Raw genomic sequence first — 17,294 nt, forward strand, 5'->3', positions numbered from 1 at the left:
TCACTCGCTTTTGTCCGGTGCCTTCGGCAACGCCACACCCTTGGGCCACAGCATCCAGATCGTGCCCTTCTGCTTCATGTGCCCGGCCAGCTCGCCGGCGACATCGCCGGTGCCCCAGAACAGGTCCGCGCGTACTTCACCGGTGATGGCACCGCCGGTGTCCTGCGCGGCGACCGGGCGCACCAGCGCGGTACCGTCCGGGCGCGTGGTGGACAGCCACAGCAGGCTGCCCAGCGGCACGACGTTGCGGTCCACGGCGACGCTGTAGCCGGCGGTCAGCGGCACGTTCAACGAGCCGCGCGGGCCGTCATCGCTGTCCGGGCCACGGGTGAAGAACACATAGCTGGGGTTGCTGGCCAGCAGCTCAGGCACGCGCGCGGGATGGGCATCGGCCCAGGCGCGGATGGCGGCCATGCTCACGTCGGCCTGCTTCAGTTCGCCCTGCTCCACCAGCCAGCGGCCGATCGGGCGGTAGGGATGGCCGTTCTGGTCGGCGTAGGCGATCCGCAGTTGACGACCATCGGCCAGCTGGACGCGACCGGAGCCTTGGATCTGCAGGAACTGCAGGTCCATCGGGCTGGTCAGCCAGGCCAGTACCGGTGCTTTGACGCCGTTCGCGGCGATCCGCGCGGCATCGTCATACGGCTTGAGCACGCGCCCTTCCACGCGGCCGCGCAGGCGCTTGCCCTTGAGCTCGGGGTAAAGGCTGTCGAGCTGGACGGTGACCATGTCGTCGGGCACGCCGTACACCGGCACCGATGCCTTGGCGGTACGCGTGAGGCTGCCCGCATAGATCGGCTCGTAATAGCCGGTGATCAGGCCGTCGGCCCGGTTTCCGCCGGCGCGCAAGGCGTAAACGTCGAGATTCGCCTGAAGAAACTGGCGGATGGCGGCCGGCGTGGTGGCGACATTGGCCGCCGCAGCGCAGGTGGATGCCCAGTTGGTCTCCGTCTTCAGGCGCGGGCAGGCGCTGCGCCAGGCCGCGAAGCCGGCTTGCAGATCGGCGTCCGTGACGGCGGGCAATGCGTTCCAGTTTGCCTTCGCGTAGGTGCTGGTTTGCACTGGCGCGGGTGATGCCGAGCGCTGCGGCGCGACCGCGCAGGCACTCAACAGCGCCAACGCCACGCCCATCAGCGCGGCGTGCTTGAGTGCGGAGAGGACGGGCGTGAACTTCATGGGCGGCGTTCCTGTTGCAGCAGCAGCGAGTGCAGGATGCGGGCGTCTTCGGCATCGAGATCTGCGGGGAGATCGTCACGGCCGCGGAAGCGGCGATGGAAGGCGCCAACGGCGGCAGCGCGGTTGTCCATCGGGTAACCAAAGGCCTGCAGGGCCATCCAGGGATCGAAGCCCACCGGTGCCGGACCGTCCGCCGCACGCGGCCATACGCCGAAACCGGCCTCGGCCAGCTGCTGCCACGGGAAGAAACGGCTGGGATCCTGCTTGCGCGACGGGGCCAGATCGGCATGCGCGATGATCTGGCTGGGCGGAATGCGCAGGCGCGTGCACAGGTCATCCAGCAGGCGGATCAAGGCCGCGATCTGTGCCGGTGCGAACGGCGTGTCGCCGTCGTTGTCGATCTCGATGCCGATCGAGGCCGAGTTGAGATCGGTGATCGTGCCCCAGCGCCCGGGACCGGCATGCCAGGCGCGGCGGTCATCGCCCACCAGCTGGTAGAGGTGGCCATCGGCGCCGACCAGATAGTGCGAGCTGACCTTGCCGCCGCTGTTGGCGCTACGCAGCGTATCCAGGCTCTCCTGCACGGAATGCTGATCGGTGTGGTGCAGGACGATCACGACCGGCGCGCGCGCGTTGTGGTTCGGCGACGGCACCCAGGTAGCAAGCGGGCTGCGGACGGTGGTACTGGCGCAGGCGGACAACACCAGCACCATCGCCGACACTAGGAATCGATTGAGGGTCATGGTGCGCATTGCACGTCACCTTGCGCATCCTTGCAAGTGCGCCCGCCGTGAGGACAACCGGCCAACACCGCATCCAAGCTGTGGATTGACGACACCACTAGGCAGCGGATTTCTGATTGCGATCATCGAGATTCTCCCACCTCAATGTGGGATGTGTATCGCTATCCAGGGCCTTTCAGACTTTCCCGACTGTCGACCACAGGCATCAGCCCTCAGAGTCCGCTGGATCACCCGTCCGCACGACCGCTGTCGGGTTCGAGGTCGTAACACGCGATGGACCAAATGAGGAGTCAATGCATGAAAGGATGGATGACAGACATGATGGTGTGCCTCGTCGGGATAGGCGTGCTTGTCACCTCGAACCCCACCGCGGCGAACGCATACGATCCGGGCAACATTGTGGACGAGGTCCAGGCAATGGTAGCCAGATCGTGGCCTCTTGCCCCCGATATCTGGCCGGGTGCGGACTTCGATGCGCAATCCGCAGTGCTGCTGTTCGAGAATCGGGCGGTCGAAGTGACGACTGACGGCCAACGCGAACTGGATCGCAGCGTGATTGACCCCTTGGCACCTGGGTTCCCCGATTGGGTGTTCTTCTTTGCCGATATCGCGGGGCGTCGCGCAGTGGTCATCCAGCTGGATGCGGCCGTGAGCGGCCCACCATCGCCCATCTTTCCCGGCGACACCGAGCCGGCACGTCGGATCTTTCGGCTGGCCACTCACGAGAAGTTCCATGACTTCCAGATGAGAAGCCGATGGGTCGCACCGCGCGCCAATGGTTTCGCCGAGTACCCCGTCACCGCGTCGTGGTCAAGGCAGCGAGCGCATCTGTACGATGCAATGCACCGGGCCCTGGCGCAGCCGGCCGAGCAGAGCCAGCACCTGCGCCACGCCTCCAGGTGGTATCAGGCCTTTGCAGACGTCCATGGAAGCGTGACTGAGATGACGAGCCAGGAGATCATCGAAGGCATGGCGCAGTATGCCGAGCTGCAGCTGCTGGCCGCCGCTGACATCGCTGACCCAACCGATCGTGATGCACGGATTCGCCAGTCGCTGCGTTACGTCTTTCCGTGGCATGCTGGATTGCAGCCCAATTTCACCCGCGGCCATGGGTACCAGACGTATCTGCTGGGCAGCCTTGCAGGTGCGCTGCTCGAAACAACCCAACAGCACTGGCAGATGGATGTGGCGGCCGGGCGCAGTCCGCTTGATATGTTGCTTGCCCTGTATCCAGTCACTGGCGATATCGATCCGGTCCCTGAGATCGACGCCAGCAACCAGGCATTGGTCGAGGTGTTGAACAGTGAGCGCGGCGCACATCTGCAGCCGCTGCTCGACCTCTACATGGGCTCCAGCGCCGCACGCCTTTTGATTCCCTCGCCTTATCGCCTGGTGGCTGACCCGCGCTTGGTGGAGGCCGTCGAGGAGGCCCGCAAAGAAACGAATCCGCACCTCACCGGTGAGTTTCGCGGGGAAGGTGTCCCCCCCATGACGGGATCCATCGTGGGCGGCTATATCGTCGGCGACGGCTATCTACTGGTTCGCAACCGCGCGATGGTGGGCGGTGCGACCGACGGTGTGTTCACCATCGTGCTGCAGCCAGAGGAATTCCTGCTCGATGGCACGCGGCTGCTGCTGGCCAGTGACAGTCTGGAGGGTGAGTTCACGGTAAACGTGAGCGTCGATACGGAAGGCAGGTGGATACTTGAGCCGATCAGCGCCAGCGACGTCGGCAGCCCGGGCGGCTGAGGCTGCTCGGCCTGATCGCCCGCGCGCGGTACTTCTCACGCCCACAAAAAACCGGCGACCCGAAGGCCGCCGGCAAAGGTAAAGCATCTCTCTCTCGTTTCTAATGCGGTATCGCGCGCGGATCAGGCCTCGTAGGCCGACTCGCCGTGCGAGGTGACGTCCAGGCCGGTGCGCTCGGCTTCTTCGGTGACGCGCAGGCCAAACACCATGCGCACCACCAGCAGGATCAGCACGGTGGCCACGGCACACCAGACGATGGTGAAGCCGACGCTGACCAGCTGCACCCAGACCTGATGACCGATGTCCAGGTCGGCCTTGGTGCCGCCCAGCGATTGCGCGCTGAACACACCGGTGAGCAGCGCACCGACGATGCCGCCGATGCCGTGCACGCCGAACACATCGGCGGTGTCATCGACCTTGAGCAGGCGCTTGAGACCGGTGACGCCCCAGACGCAGACCACGCCGGCGACCAGGCCGATCACGATCGCGCCCAGCGGGCCCACGGTGCCGCAGGCCGGGGTGATGCCGACCAGGCCGGCGACGGCGCCGGAGGCAGCGCCCAGCGCGGACGGCTTGCCCTTGCTGACTGCTTCGACCAGGGTCCAGCCCAGCACCGCGGCGGCGGTGGCCAGGATGGTGTTGATGAAGGCCAGCGAGGCGACGGTGTCGGCGGCGGCCGCCGAGCCGGCGTTGAAGCCGAACCAGCCCACCCACAGCAGCATCGCGCCGATATAGGTGAACGGCACGTTGTGCGGCTTCAGCGCCGTCTGGCCGTAGCCGATGCGCTTGCCGACGAAGTACGCGCCCACCAGGCCCGCCACGCCGGCATTGATGTGGACCACGGTGCCACCGGCGAAGTCGATCGCGCCCATCTCACCCAGATAGCCGCCGCCCCACACGATGTGCGCCATCGGGATGTAGCTCAGGGTGAACCACAGGGCCGAGAACAGCAGCACGGCCTTGAACTTGATGCGCTCGGCGAACGCGCCGACGATCAGGGCGGTGGTGATGCCGGCGAAGGTCGACTGGAAGGCGACGAACAGGTAATCCGGCAGGCCGGCGATCGGCGTGTTGCCGACGGTATCCGGGCCGAAGCCCTTGAGGAAGGCGAACTCGGTGAACGAGCCGAAGAAGGCGTTGCCTTCACTGAACACCGCGCTGTAGCCGTAGGCCACCCACAGCATCAGCACCAGCGAGAACACCACCAGGATCTGGCTGAGGATGGACAGCACGTTCTTGGAGCGCACCAGGCCGCCGTAGAACAGGGCCAGGCCCGGCACCACCATCAGCAGCACCAGCAGGGTGGAGGTGAGCATCCAGGCGACATCGCCGTGATCGAACGTGGCCGCAGCGGCGGCTTCGGCGACCGGGGCAGCGGTGGCCTCCGGCGTGGTCGGCAACGGCTCGACCGCGACCGTCTCCGACGGTGCCGGGGTGACCTGCGCCTGGGCGTGCGCGCTGCTGGAGAACGCACCAACGGCCAACGCGCTGATCAGCATCATCAGGCACACGGCATGGAACCGGGCTTGCCACCCGGTGAACAAAGAGGTCTTCATTGTGGGCTCCGAGTGGGGTTAGAGCGCGTCAGCGCCGATTTCGCCGGTGCGGATGCGGACGACCTGTTCGACCGCGGTGACAAAGATCTTGCCGTCGCCGATCTTGCCGGTGCCAGCCGCGGTCTGGATGGCCTCGACGACGGCCTCCAGGCGATCGTCGGTCACGACGGTCTCGATCTTGATCTTCGGCAGGAAATCCACGACGTACTCCGCGCCGCGATACAACTCGGTGTGGCCCTTCTGGCGCCCGAAGCCTTTGACTTCAGTCACGGTGATGCCCGACACGCCAGCGTCGGAGAGGGCCTCGCGGACCTCGTCGAGCTTGAACGGCCGGATGATGGCGGAGATCAGTTTCATGCGCATATCCCGATGGTGGATGGAACCGGCCCGCGTAGGGCCGATGTCAGGTCAACCGGCGGCCACTTGCACATGGCCGCCGGTCGTTGCGCCGAACGTTGCATGGGCCACGCCGATGCCGACGCCCGAAGGGCGACGCCAGCGGTGACGCGGGAGGGAGGAAGGGCCCATGACGCGTCCGGTCTCTCTTGCCCCTGGTGGTACGTGTTGCCTGCGCTGCGGCTCCCCAGCTGCAGCACATGTCCTGCGGACCCGTTGCCGCCCGGATGCGAGGGCTGCAAAGGGCGGCGACGATGACGAAGGGTGGGAGGGATATCCTTCGTCATCGTCACCTGTTGCTCAGTTCGCGTAGTACATCTGGTATTCGAGCGGGTGGGTCGCCGCGCGGAAGCGGGTGACTTCCTGCATCTTCAGCGCGATGTAGCCGTCGATGAAGTCGTCGCTCATCACGCCACCGGCCTTGAGGAACTCGCGGTCCTTGTCCAGCGCTTCCAGGGCCTGGTCCAGCGAGGAGCAGACCTGCGGGATCAGCTTCTCTTCTTCCGGCGGCAGGTCGTACAGATCCTTGTCGCTCGGTGCGCCCGGGTCGATCTGGTTCTTGATGCCGTCCAGGCCGGCCATCATCAGCACGGTGAAGGTCAGGTAGCCGGACTGGATCGGATCGGGGAAGCGCATTTCGATGCGGCGCGCCTTCGGGTTGGACACCCACGGAATGCGGCACGAGGCGGAACGGTTGCGGGCCGAATAGGCCAGCATCACCGGGGCTTCAAAGCCCGGGACCAGACGCTTGTAGCTGTTGGTGCCGGAGTTGGCGAAGGCGTTGATCGCCTTGGCGTGCTTGAAGATGCCGCCGATGTACCACAGCGCCAGCTGACTCAGGCCGCCGTAGCCGTCACCGGAGAACAGGTTGGTGCCGCCCTTGGAAAGCGACTGGTGCACGTGCATGCCGCTGCCGTTGTCGCCGACGATCGGCTTGGGCATGAAGGTGGCGGTCTTGCCGTTGCGGTGGGCGACGTTCTTGATGACGTGCTTCATGCGCAGCAGTTCATCGGCCTTCTGCACCAGGGTGCTGAACTTGGTGCCGATCTCGCACTGGCCGGCGGTGGCCACTTCGTGGTGCTGCACTTCCACTTCGATGCCGACCTGTTCCAGCGTCTTGCACATTTCCGCACGCAGGTCGTGCAGCGAATCGGTCGGCGGGACCGGGAAGTAGCCGCCCTTCACGGCGGGACGGTAGCCGCTGTTGGCGCCGTCGTACTTGTCACCGGTGCTCCAGGCCGCTTCTTCGGAATCGATCTTGAAGAAGGTGTGGCCCATGTCATTGGCGAAGCGGACCGAATCGAAGATGAAGAACTCCGGCTCCGGGCCGAAGAAGGCCTGCTCGGCGATGCCGGAGGACTTCAGATAGGCCTCGGCGCGCTTGGCGATGCCGCGCGGGCAACGGCCGTACGGCTGCATGGTGGCCGGATCGAGGATGTCGCAGCTGATGACCAGGGTAGGGTCGGCGTAGAACGGGTCGATGTAGGCGCTGGACGGATCCGGCAGCAGGACCATGTCCGATTCGTTGATGCCCTTCCAGCCGGCGATCGAGCTGCCATCGAACATCTTGCCTTCTTCAAACAGCGACGGCTCCACGATGCTGACCGGGAAGGTGACGTGCTGCTCGATACCACGCATATCGACGAAACGCAGGTCGATGAACTCGATCTGGTTGTCCTTGATCAGCTTCTCAACATTTTCCACGGACATCGGTGAAACCTCAGATGGGTGATTGCGTAAGTAGATAAAGCAAACCCCGTGCCAACTTTTCAGCGTTCACAAATCCTTGATTTCACTGGCCTGGCGCGCCGCGCGGCGCATGGACGGACGCACCAAAGCAGTGCAAACGCTGCACCACGCACACCTTTGGTGCAATGCGGGATGCTCTATGCTTTACGCCCACGGGCCGTCGACAGGCGACGTTGGCCACAGCGTCCGGCTGTCGCCGCTGCCCGATTCCACCCCTCCGCGAGCTCCAGTACCGCCGATGTCCGACCTGCTCTCCGCCCTCCTTCTGGGCATTCTTGAAGGCCTCACCGAATTCCTGCCGATCTCCAGCACCGGCCACCTGCTGATCGCCCAGCACTGGCTGGGCGCACGCTCGGACTTCTTCAACATCATCATCCAGGCCGGCGCGATCCTGGCGATCACGCTGGTGTTCCGGCAGCGGCTGTGGTCCCTGGCGACCGGCCTGCATGAGCGCGCCAACCGCGATTACGTGCTCAAGCTCGGCACCGCCTTCCTGGTCACCGCCGTGGTGGGCCTGCCGGTCCGCCTGGCCGGCTGGGAGCTGCCCGAGACGGTCACCCCGGTGGCCTGGGCGCTGATCATCGGCGGCCTCTGGATGCTCCTGGTGGAGGCCTACACCGCGCGCCTGCCCGAGCGCGATGAGGTGACCTGGAAGGTCGCCATCCTGGTCGGCGTGGCGCAGGTGGTGGCCGGTGTGTTCCCGGGGACCTCGCGTTCGGCTGCGGCGATCTTCATCGCGATGCTGTTCGGCCTGAGCCGCCGCGCGAAGGCCACCGAGTTCGTGTTCCTGGTGGGAATCCCGACCATGTTCGCCGCCAGCGGCTATGCCTTCCTGGAACTGGCCAAGGACGGCAAGCTGGCCAGCGAGAACTGGACCGATGTGGGCGTGGCCTTCCTTGCCGCGGTCGTCACCGGCTTCATCGTAGTGAAGTGGTTGCTGGGCTACATCAAGTCGCACCGGTTCACGGCGTTCGCGTTCTACCGCATTGCCCTGGGCGCGGCGTTGCTGCTCTGGTTGCCGGCTGGCAACTGAACGGCCCGGCGCCGGCACAACCCCGTTGTGGATGCGCCGGCGTTTTTCCCCAGGTTCCCAAGGAGATGTACATGAAACGCACCCTGATGCTGATCCTGCCGCTGGCCCTGATGGCCGCCTGCAGCAACCCCTCCACCGCCCCGGCCGGCCGCGATGACCTCGCCCCGGCCCCGACCGCCGCCGCCGACCAGGCCGCTGTGGCCCGTCTGGACGTGCAGCGCCTGCAGGGCAGCCATTGGCGTCTGGATTCGGCCACCGATGCCAGCGGCAACCGCATCGATGCGCTGTTCGCCCGTGCCGACACGCCGGTCACGCTGGACTTCAAGGATGACCGCATCGCGATCAGCAACACCTGCAACCGCATGGGCGGCGGGTACACGCTGGCCGATGGTTCGCTGACCATTTCGCCGATGGCCTCGACCATGATGGCCTGCACGGACAACAACCTGATGGCGCTGGACCAGGCCGTCGGCAGCCGCCTGGAAGGCGCGCTCAAGACCGAACTGGGCGATGCCGGCCAGCTGACCCTGCGTACCGCCAACGGTGATGTGCTGGTGTTCACCCCGGAACCGACCGCTGAAACCCGCTACGGCGGCGAAGGCGAAACGGTGTTCCTGGAAGTGGCCGCGCAGACCAAGCCGTGCCCGCACCCGATGATCCGCGACAAGCAGTGCCTGCAGACCCGTGAGATCCGCTACGACGCCAACGGCATCAAGCAGGGTGAGCCGGGCGAGTGGGAGAACTTCTACGACGTCATCGAGGGCTATACCCACGAAGACGGCGTGCGCAACGTGGTGCGCGTGAAGCGCTACAAAATCGCCAACCCGCCGGCCGATGCCTCGTCCAACGCCTACGTGCTGGACATGGTGGTCGAGTCCGCGAACGAGAAAAAGTAAGAACGCAGAAGGGCGGCCACGGGCCGCCCTTCTTCATTCTGTAGTGCCGGCCGCTGGCCGGCTCCCGATAGCGCAGTACCGACCAACGGTCGGTACCTACCGGGGCGCGCGCCGACCCATGGTCGGCACCTCACCTCAGGCCAGCGCCGGATTCAACGTGTAGGTGCCATGCAGCGAGGCTTCGGCCAGCACGTGCCCGTGCATCGCGCGCAGCACGTCCGCCGCAGTGAACGGATCGGGCAGCGCCAGCTGCGCCACGTCCAGCGCGAACACGCGGAAGAAATAGCGATGCACGCGTTCGTCGTTGAACGGCGGGTACGGGCCGTCATAGCCCAGGTACTGGCCGGCCATGTCCGGATTGCCGGCAAACCAGCCGGTGAAATCGTTCAGGCCCTGACGACTGCCTGCCGGGCCCGCCGGCTGGGTCTTGCCGCGTACGGTGAAGCCGTCGCTGCAGCTGCCCGCGGCGAGCTCGCGCACATCGGCCGGGATATCGGCCATCGCCCAGTGCGCGAAGTGCGCACGCGGCTGATCGCGTGGCACCGTGCAGTCCTGGCGGCCCACCGTCTCCTGCACGGTCGGCACATCCGGATCGATGCACAACAACGCGAACGAACGGGTACCGGCCGGCACGTCGTGCCAGGCCAGCTGCGGGTTGCGGTTGGGCGCGAAGCCCTCGGCGTTGCCGGCCGCGAACGTGGCCGCGATCGGCTGCCCGTTGGTGATGCTGTCACTGCTCAGCTGCATGTGCGTGTCCTCACTCTTCCGGGTAGCCCAGGCGCACCGCGACCGAGGTCAGCAGCGCGAAGGCCGGGCCCATCTCATCGCGGTAGTCGCGCCAATGGCCCGGTGCCATGCGTGCCGGCCCCAGCGAGGGCGCCGGCGGAAAGCGCATGCCGAACAGTTCGCCCAGGTGCTCGGCCATGGCGACGGCGTCGTGGCCGATGTCGTCGATGCGCACCAGCGCGTTCGGGTACAGGTCCTGCTCGTGCAGGGTCGCGATCTGGGCGAGCGAGCGCGCCAGCCATTCGGCGGCTTCGTGCACAGAGTTCAGCGCGAACGGTGCCGGTGCACCGAAGGCGATCCACTCCAGCAGCATGTCGCGCGGGTCGCGCAGCGCGATGATCAGGCGGCCCTCCGGCAGCTGCGGGCGCAACGCCCACAGCAATGCGTTGTCCCACCACAGCAGCCAGTCGATCACCGCCCCTTCGGGAACGCCGCGCGCCGGCAGCTGGCTGCGCCATTGTTCAACAAGCGCCTCGGCAGTGAGCTTGCCGGTCGAGAGGTCCTGCAGCGTGTGATAGCTCTGGAAGGCATCGTTGGGCGGGGTCGCACCAAACCGATCCCCGCGCACCACCGGGCTGGCGGCGGCCATGGCCGCGACCACGCGCTCCACGCCCGAGCCCGGGGCACCCCAGACGAAGATCGGTGCGATCGGATTGCCCTCCGGCAGGGGCGCCAGGTCCGGCCAGCTCAGCGGCGCCTTGGCCTGGGGCGGCAGCGGCAGACGCTGCGGTGCTTCGGCGGCATGCAGTTCGACCCACGTCCGGATCGCCTCACGGTACTGGCCAGCACGGTCCTGGACCGAGCCCAGCCACGCGCGCAGCGACGGCTTGGCCGCGTCCGGCGCGCCATCGTGCAGCGCCTGCACGCGGGCGATGGCGGCCGGGGGATCGCGCTTGAGCAGGCCGTCGACCAGCCGCATTTCGCCACTGGCACGGCCCGGTTCGAGGGTCACGATCCGCTCGGCCACGGCTTCGGCCGCGTCGTCCTCATTGTTCATGTCGTGCAGGCGCAGGCGGGTTTCCAGCGCCGGCAGGTGCTCGGGCATGGCCTCCAGCCAACGCTCGCCCACGGCAACCGCTTCCGGCCCACCGACCGGCTCCACGGTCAGGCGCGCCATCCACAGGTCATGCACCTGGGGGTGATCGGCCAGCGTCGCATCCAGCGTTTCGCGGGCCTGCTGTTCGCGGCCCAGGCGTTGCCAGGCCATCAGCAGCAGCTGCAGGGTGTGGCGATCGGCAGGCCACTGCGCCAGCACCGGCAGCAGCTGCTCGAGCGCCTGCAGCGGTTGCCCGGCCTGCAGTTCCAGCTCGCCGGCCAGACGGCGCATCGCCGGGGTATCACCGGCCGGGGTGGCCAGCACGTGGCGCATCATCTCGGCGGCCACATCCACGTGGCCCTGGCGAAGCGCCAGCTGCACGATCAAGCCCTGCAGCGAAGTGACGCTCGGGTTCAACTCGAGCACGCGGCGGAACGCCTGCTCGGCGAAGGCGAGCATGTCCTTGCCCAGGTAAGCAAAGCCGAGGGCGTAGAGCACCCGCGAATCACCCGGCAGGGCTTCGCTGGCGGCCGACAGCAGCGACAGCGCGCGATCCACCTCGCCCCGGCGCAGCGCCACCATGCCGGTCAAGGCCGCCAGTTCGGGATGGTCTGCATCCACACGCGTGGCCAGGCGGGTCAGCCGGTCGGCTTCATCGACGTCATTGCGGGCCAGCGCCAGGTGCGCCTGCATCACATAGGCGGACAGTTCATTGGGATTGAGTTCGGCGGTGCGGTCCAGCGCCGAGCCGGCGGCATCGAACTGGCGCAGGGCCAACAGCAGGCCAGCCTGCTGCAGGTGCAGATCGGCATTGTCCGGGGCGAGGGTCAGTGCCTGCTGCAGGCTGGTCAGCGCGTCGTCGAACTGGCCCTGCTGCTGCAGCGACAGCGACAGCCAGCGGTGCGCCTGCGGCTGCTCCGGCTCGGCCGTGGTCCATTCGCGCGCCAGTTGCACGGCGTCGTCCACCGCATTGCGGCGCAGGGCTTGAAGAATCTGGTCTTGCATGACGGTCCGAACTCGAGGGTCAAACCCCGATTGTAGCGGGGCCGGCCCGCCAGAACGGCCGATCAGGCGGGCGCGTTCGCCTCGATCCCCAGCCGCTGGGCCACCCAGCGCTCAGAGAAGCCATCGCCGCGCCAGTTCTCCAGGAAGCCGCAATGGCCGCCCCACGGGGCGATTTCCAGGTGGGCATGGGCCGGCAGGCGCCAGCCGTTGAACGTCGCGACGGGGATCACCGGATCGTCCTGGGCCATGAGGATGTCGGCCGGTACCTGCAGCCCGGCCAGCCGGTCGCCGGCGATGGAGTAGCCATCGAAGTAGGCCTGCAGCGAGCCGAAATCGGTGTGGTGTTCGACCAGCCAGGCGGTCAACGCGCGGATGTCCAGCTTGAGCACGCGGTCGTCCCAGTCGCTCAGCTCGGGGAACAGGTCGCGCTTGCGGCGCAGCGAGCCAGCCCACTTGCGGCGGAAGTACCAGTCGTACATCGCCGGGCCGTTCTCGATGCTCTCCATCGTGATGGCCGGGTCCAGCACCGGGCAGACCGAGGCGACCCGGCGCAACGGTACCCCGGCCGACGGTGCACGCAGGGCCAGCCGCAACACGAAGTTGCCGCCCAGCGAATAGCCGGCCGCGACCAGCGGCAGCTCGGGCCAACGCCGGGCGATGTCGCCGGCGGCGTGCACCACTTCATCGATGCGGTTGGAGTGGAAGATGCCAGGATTGAGGTGATGGGTGTTGCCGTGATCGCGGAAGTTCAGCCGCACCACGTCATAGCCTTCTTCGAGCAGCCGCGCCGCCGTCATGCGCATGTAGCTGGATTCGGCGCTGCCTTCCCAGCCGTGCAGCAGCAGCGCCATGCCGATCGGCTGACGGCCCTGGATATAGCTGTGCCAGCCCTGCAGGCGGACGCCTTCGCCACCATCGAGGATGAGTTCGTCGGTGTGCGCGCCGGTGGCCGCAAGCAACACCAGGCCGCGCTGCATGCGCATGCGGCTGGAGCTGAGCATCGACTGCAGGTGGGGATTGCGCAGCCAACGCGGCGGTTGATAGTCGGCAGCGGTCAACATGGGCGCGAGCCTGCTCCCGGCTGCGACGCTGGCGCGTGAAGGAACAGCACCGGGTTACTCGGCGGACATGGCCGCCAGGATGCGCGCGCGCGAGGTTTCCGCGATGCGCCGACGGCCTTCCAGATCGTGAGTACCAATAGGCGCGAGGAAGTGCACCTCGGCCCGCCGCGCCGGCTCGCCCAGCAGGCGCAGGAAGTTGGCGAAGAAGCTCTCTTTCGGGCCGAACGCGACGATGGTCTGTGCGTCACCGCGCACGCCATAGCGCAGTGCCACCGGCTGGATCGGCACCTGGGTCTCGACGGCGGCCTGGAAGATGCGCGCGTGGAACGGGCCCACTTCGTGCCCACCGCGGGTACGCCCTTCCGGGAACACGCCAACGGCTTTGCCCTCGCGCAGGCGCACCACCATTTCCTGCATCACGCCCCCCAGCGATTCCGTGCTGCCACGCTGATGGAAGATCGTCTGCCCGCGGGCCGCCAGCCAACCGACCACCGGCCACCCGGCGATCTCCTGCTTGGCCACGAAGCCCATCATCCGCTGGCTGTGCAGCATCGAGATGTCGACCCAGCTGACGTGGTTGGCCACGAACAGCACCGCGCCCGGCAGCGGTGTGCCGATCCGGTGCAGCCGGAAGCCGAAGATCCACATCAGGCCGGCCGACCAGGCGTTGACCGCCGCATGCTCGAACGTACGCTCGCCCACACGCATACGCCCCCACGGCGGCAGCATGGCGATCAGCAGCATCGGCAGGAACAGCAACAGGTGGACCAGCAGCAGCGGTACGCGGTACAGGTAACGGCACACACGCGCCACGCCGCCACGTGAGGCCGGAGTGGGGGAATTCATCCGCGAACGATACCCGAGCGCCGCAGGCTCTGCCAGCGGAATCCGGACAATTCCATGACAGCGGCACGCCACTCGCCGCACGCGGTCAAGCCGGTGCCCCTGCACGGCACAGCCACCCGGGCGACATGCGCCGGCGCACTGTCATGACCGGTGCAACACAGCGTCCATGCCATGCCGCCGATCAGCCCGGCCGGACCGCCGGAACCACGGCCAGCGTCAGCCGCGAGGTGCAGACCAGCTTGCCGGCCTCATCTTCGATACGGATGTCCCAGACCTGGGTGCTGCGGCCGACGTGCACCGCACGCGCGGTGCCGGTGACGGTGCCGGCGCGCACGGCGCGGATATGGTTGGCATTGATCTCCAGCCCGACGCAGACCTGCGCGCTGGTATCCACACACAGGTTGCCGGCACTGCTGCCGAGCGTCTCGGCCAGCACCACCGACGCACCGCCATGCAGGATGCCGTACGGCTGGCGGGTACGTTCGTCGACCGGCATGGTCGCGCTGATCCAGTCCTCGCCCACGGCCGTGAATACAATGCCCAGGTGCTCGATGAGTGTGTTGCGACCAAGGTCGTTGAGTGTCTCGAGGGACACCGCGTCGCGGAATACCTGGGGCATGCAGCTTCTCCGTGGAGGATTACAGAATCGGAACCAGCCCGGCACCGAAGGCGGTCAGCATGCGCACCAGCAACCACTTCGGCCCGACATTCACCTCGGGGAAGTCGCCCACCGCGACGTAGCAGGTGTGGAACGCCGGGTCCTGCCGCCGCAGCGGCTCGGGGCACGCCGGGCCCGGCTGGAATTCGTAATCGGTGGCGTAGCGCCATGGCCAGAAATCGAGCACGGGCAACGCTTCGGAGGCCTTGCCGACGCTGTAGTTCAATCCGGACAGCACCGGCGGCTTGGCGCGCGGCGCCACCACCCATGAGTTCTGCGGGTGGATGTCGCGCAGGATGCTCTGTGCCAGCGCCTCGGCGAACACCGGGTCATCGATGATCACCGCGCCCTCGGTGTTGTAGTTCTCGCTGCGCGGGTCGAAGTTGTGCGTCCCGATCACCCCGATGCGACGGTCCACCACCAGCGATTTGGCATGCAGGCCCATGCGCGCGCCCGTGCGGGTGACCGGCAGCGGCTTGTTGACCGCCTTGGTACCGAGGAAAGAGGGGCGGGTTTCAGCACGCAGCACGCGGCGCTCGACCACGCTGCCATCCATGCGCCGCCGCGCGGAGGGGCCCGGCGTGGGCTGGCGGGTGACGCGTGGATCGCTGCCGGCGGCGTCGTCGCGGCGGCTGTCGCTGCCGCTGCTGCGCGCATTGCTGCCGGCCGCACTGCCGCCCAGCAGGCTGCTGCGCCGGCCCGGCGAAGACGATGCTTCGGTGCCCAGCGGCGCGGGCAACAGGTTGCGGTAGTCCACCGGCGCATCCAGCGGGAACGGCTTGAACTCGTACACGTTGAAGCCCAGCTCGCGCAGGTTGCGGCGTTTGTACTTGTAGGACAGCGCGTAGACGATCGGGTTGTCGGTGGCCGCCAGGCTGTTGGTGGACACCACCACACGCGGTGCATGTTCGCGTTTGCGCAGGTCGCGGAACAGGCGCTGGGCCGGCTTGGACAGCACCAGGTACGGCGTTTGCAGCAGCACCTCGGTCTGCGCGCTGGCAATCAGCGAATCCAGCTGCGGCTCGGTCACGTGCTGGCCGTTGGCCGGCTGGCTGGCCCGTTCGCGGCGGTGCTTGCGCGGCAGATCCGCTACGTACTGCACCGAGGCCACCGGCAGGGCGGTATCGACGAAGGTGCGGCGGACGTAGTCGGGGTCGTTGGCCTCTTCGCTGACCCGTTCGAGTCGCTCCGGCCGCCGGACGTCGGCCGGCGGCATGGGCGGGACGCCCTGGCGCAGCAGGGTGCGGCCAACGTCATTGAGGCGTTCGGCTGGCACGCTGCGCGGCGCGCGCCAGAACGCATCGAAGTTGGCGGCCATCTCGCGCACTTCCGGGCCGGCCACGATCACGTCGCGGTCGCGGAAGTTGTATTCGCTGTCCCAGTCGTAATAGTCGTCCTGGTAGTTGCGTCCGCCGACCACGCCGAGCGCATCGTCCACCACCAGCAGCTTGTTGTGCATGCGCTGGTTGAAGCGGCGGAAACAACAGACCACGCTGGCGGCGTAATCGAAGTAGTTCAGGCGCGCCTTGCCGAACGTGGGGTTGTAGACGCGCAGCTCGAAGTTCGCATGGCTGCCGGACAGGGCCCCGAGGATTTCCAGATCGGAGATCGCCGAGAGCTGGTCGATCAGCAGCCGGACCTTGACCCCGCGGCGAGCGGCCGCCTGCAGCTCGTCCAGCACCAGCCGGGCGCTGTCGTCCTTGTCGAAGATATAGGTCTGCAGGTCGATGCTGCGCGTGGCACTGCGGATCAGGTTCAAGCGCGCGACGAGGGCGACTTCGCCTTCGTCCAGGATGGTGGCGTAGTGGCGCGGCTGGCCGGCGTGGGATTCGGCGAACGCACGGCCGCCCAAAGCACGCAGGGGTGAATCCAGCGCGCAGCGGTCCGCCTGGGTGCAGTCAACCACGGTCGAGCGCGCCTGCACGGCGATGCCAGCGGCACGGTCGCGCTCGGCGTTGGACAGCGAGGCACAGCCGCTGCCCAGCAACAGGGTTGCCAGCACCAACAGACGCAGCAATGGATTCACGGTTTCGGCGCCTCGCTCAGACGCGCACGCAATACAAAGGTCACTCGATCACTCAAGGCAAGCTGCCAGCTGTCCATTCCATACCGGCCACGTTGGACGGTACCGCGGCTGACGACGTCGCAATCATACCCGGCCCGGGCACACTCCGGCGGTTCCACCCGCAGGGTCTCCGGGTGGCTGACCCCGCGCAGGATCAGGCGGCCTTCAATGGCACCGCCCTTGTCCACCACCTCCGGCCAGTAGGGCAGCGAGTCGAACTCGACCACCGGATAGCGGGCCGAGTCGAAGAACTCCTCGCCCCGCATCCAGCCGGTGTAGCGGGGTTTGCCGGGAATCTCGACATAGCGGGTGAACATCCGCAGGTGCACCTGGTGGCGACCATCGGAGAGCACCTCGATGTTGCCTTCGAAGCGGGGGAATACCCCCTCCATGCGTTGCCCCAGCCGGGTCCGGATCTCAAACCCGAAGCGCGACTTGGCCGTGTCGAAGGCCAGCGCATGGCTGGTCGGTGCCGGTACGGACGACGGCGGGGCGGCATGCGCCGCCCCTGCCATCAGCAGCAGCCCGACCCACGCCGC

General features: G+C 67.1%; 15 protein-coding genes. 3 read left to right on the forward strand and 12 right to left on the reverse strand.

Annotated features, from left to right (window positions below; genetic code table 11):
• Positions 1-1,176, reverse strand: a complete 1,176-nt coding sequence (mltA, locus tag ACWV8V_RS10905) for a murein transglycosylase A (protein WP_455899731.1) — start codon at positions 1,174-1,176, stop codon at positions 1-3.
• Positions 1,173-1,919, reverse strand: a complete 747-nt coding sequence (locus tag ACWV8V_RS10910) for an N-acetylmuramoyl-L-alanine amidase (protein ID WP_455900122.1) — start codon at positions 1,917-1,919, stop codon at positions 1,173-1,175. The genes mltA and ACWV8V_RS10910 overlap by 4 nt, the downstream gene beginning before the upstream one ends.
• A gap of 297 nt (positions 1,920-2,216) precedes the next feature.
• Between ACWV8V_RS10910 and ACWV8V_RS10915 the strand changes: the two genes are divergently transcribed.
• On the forward strand, positions 2,217-3,668 hold the full coding sequence (locus ACWV8V_RS10915; protein ID WP_455899732.1) for a hypothetical protein: 1,452 nt from the start codon (positions 2,217-2,219) through the stop codon (positions 3,666-3,668).
• Between the two features lie 122 nt (positions 3,669-3,790).
• Here the strand turns inward: ACWV8V_RS10915 and ACWV8V_RS10920 are convergent, their stop codons facing one another.
• The 3 genes from ACWV8V_RS10920 to glnA form a co-directional block, all read right to left on the reverse strand.
• A complete protein-coding gene (locus ACWV8V_RS10920) occupies positions 3,791-5,224 on the reverse strand; it encodes an ammonium transporter (protein WP_455899733.1) in 1,434 nt (477 codons plus the stop codon).
• Positions 5,225-5,242: 18 nt separating this feature from the next.
• Positions 5,243-5,581 carry a P-II family nitrogen regulator gene (locus tag ACWV8V_RS10925; protein ID WP_019184907.1) on the reverse strand — a complete coding sequence of 113 codons (339 nt, stop codon included), beginning with the start codon at positions 5,579-5,581 and terminating at the stop codon, positions 5,243-5,245.
• A gap of 339 nt (positions 5,582-5,920) precedes the next feature.
• Positions 5,921-7,330 carry a type I glutamate--ammonia ligase gene (gene glnA / locus ACWV8V_RS10930; RefSeq protein WP_123731037.1) on the reverse strand — a complete coding sequence of 470 codons (1,410 nt, stop codon included), beginning with the start codon at positions 7,328-7,330 and terminating at the stop codon, positions 5,921-5,923.
• A 277-nt stretch (positions 7,331-7,607) separates the two neighbouring features.
• Here glnA and ACWV8V_RS10935 point away from each other — a divergent pair, with 277 nt between their 5' ends.
• Positions 7,608-8,402, forward strand: coding sequence for an undecaprenyl-diphosphate phosphatase (locus ACWV8V_RS10935; RefSeq protein ID WP_123731036.1), 795 nt, complete (start codon positions 7,608-7,610; stop codon positions 8,400-8,402).
• Between the two features lie 71 nt (positions 8,403-8,473).
• Complete coding sequence (locus ACWV8V_RS10940) at positions 8,474-9,298, forward strand: DUF4377 domain-containing protein (protein WP_455899734.1); 825 nt, start codon at positions 8,474-8,476, stop codon at positions 9,296-9,298.
• Between the two features lie 135 nt (positions 9,299-9,433).
• On the opposite strand, the gene ACWV8V_RS10945 is transcribed toward ACWV8V_RS10940, so the two are convergent.
• The 7 genes from ACWV8V_RS10945 to ACWV8V_RS10975 form a co-directional block, all read right to left on the reverse strand.
• Positions 9,434-10,045, reverse strand: a complete 612-nt coding sequence (locus ACWV8V_RS10945; protein WP_455899735.1) for a YbhB/YbcL family Raf kinase inhibitor-like protein — start codon at positions 10,043-10,045, stop codon at positions 9,434-9,436.
• Between the two features lie 10 nt (positions 10,046-10,055).
• A complete protein-coding gene (locus tag ACWV8V_RS10950; RefSeq protein ID WP_259260614.1) occupies positions 10,056-12,125 on the reverse strand; it encodes a tetratricopeptide repeat protein in 2,070 nt (689 codons plus the stop codon).
• 62 nt (positions 12,126-12,187) lie between these two features.
• Positions 12,188-13,183 (reverse strand): YheT family hydrolase, encoded by a 996-nt coding sequence (locus ACWV8V_RS10955; RefSeq protein WP_259260785.1) that lies wholly within the window; start codon positions 13,181-13,183, stop codon positions 12,188-12,190.
• A 57-nt stretch (positions 13,184-13,240) separates the two neighbouring features.
• Positions 13,241-14,032, reverse strand: coding sequence for a lysophospholipid acyltransferase family protein (locus tag ACWV8V_RS10960; protein ID WP_265309910.1), 792 nt, complete (start codon positions 14,030-14,032; stop codon positions 13,241-13,243).
• Between the two features lie 181 nt (positions 14,033-14,213).
• Entirely contained in the window at positions 14,214-14,651 is a 438-nt protein-coding gene (locus tag ACWV8V_RS10965; RefSeq protein WP_346468063.1) for a hotdog fold thioesterase, read from the reverse strand.
• A gap of 19 nt (positions 14,652-14,670) precedes the next feature.
• Entirely contained in the window at positions 14,671-16,716 is a 2,046-nt protein-coding gene (locus ACWV8V_RS10970; RefSeq protein ID WP_259260617.1) for a phospholipase D-like domain-containing protein, read from the reverse strand.
• Entirely contained in the window at positions 16,713-17,270 is a 558-nt protein-coding gene (locus ACWV8V_RS10975; protein ID WP_259260786.1) for a YceI family protein, read from the reverse strand. Before ACWV8V_RS10975 ends, ACWV8V_RS10970 begins: the two co-directional genes overlap by 4 nt.
• Between the last annotated feature and the right edge of the window lie 24 nt (positions 17,271-17,294).

The organism is Stenotrophomonas sp. Ker107b (assembly GCF_053847245.1).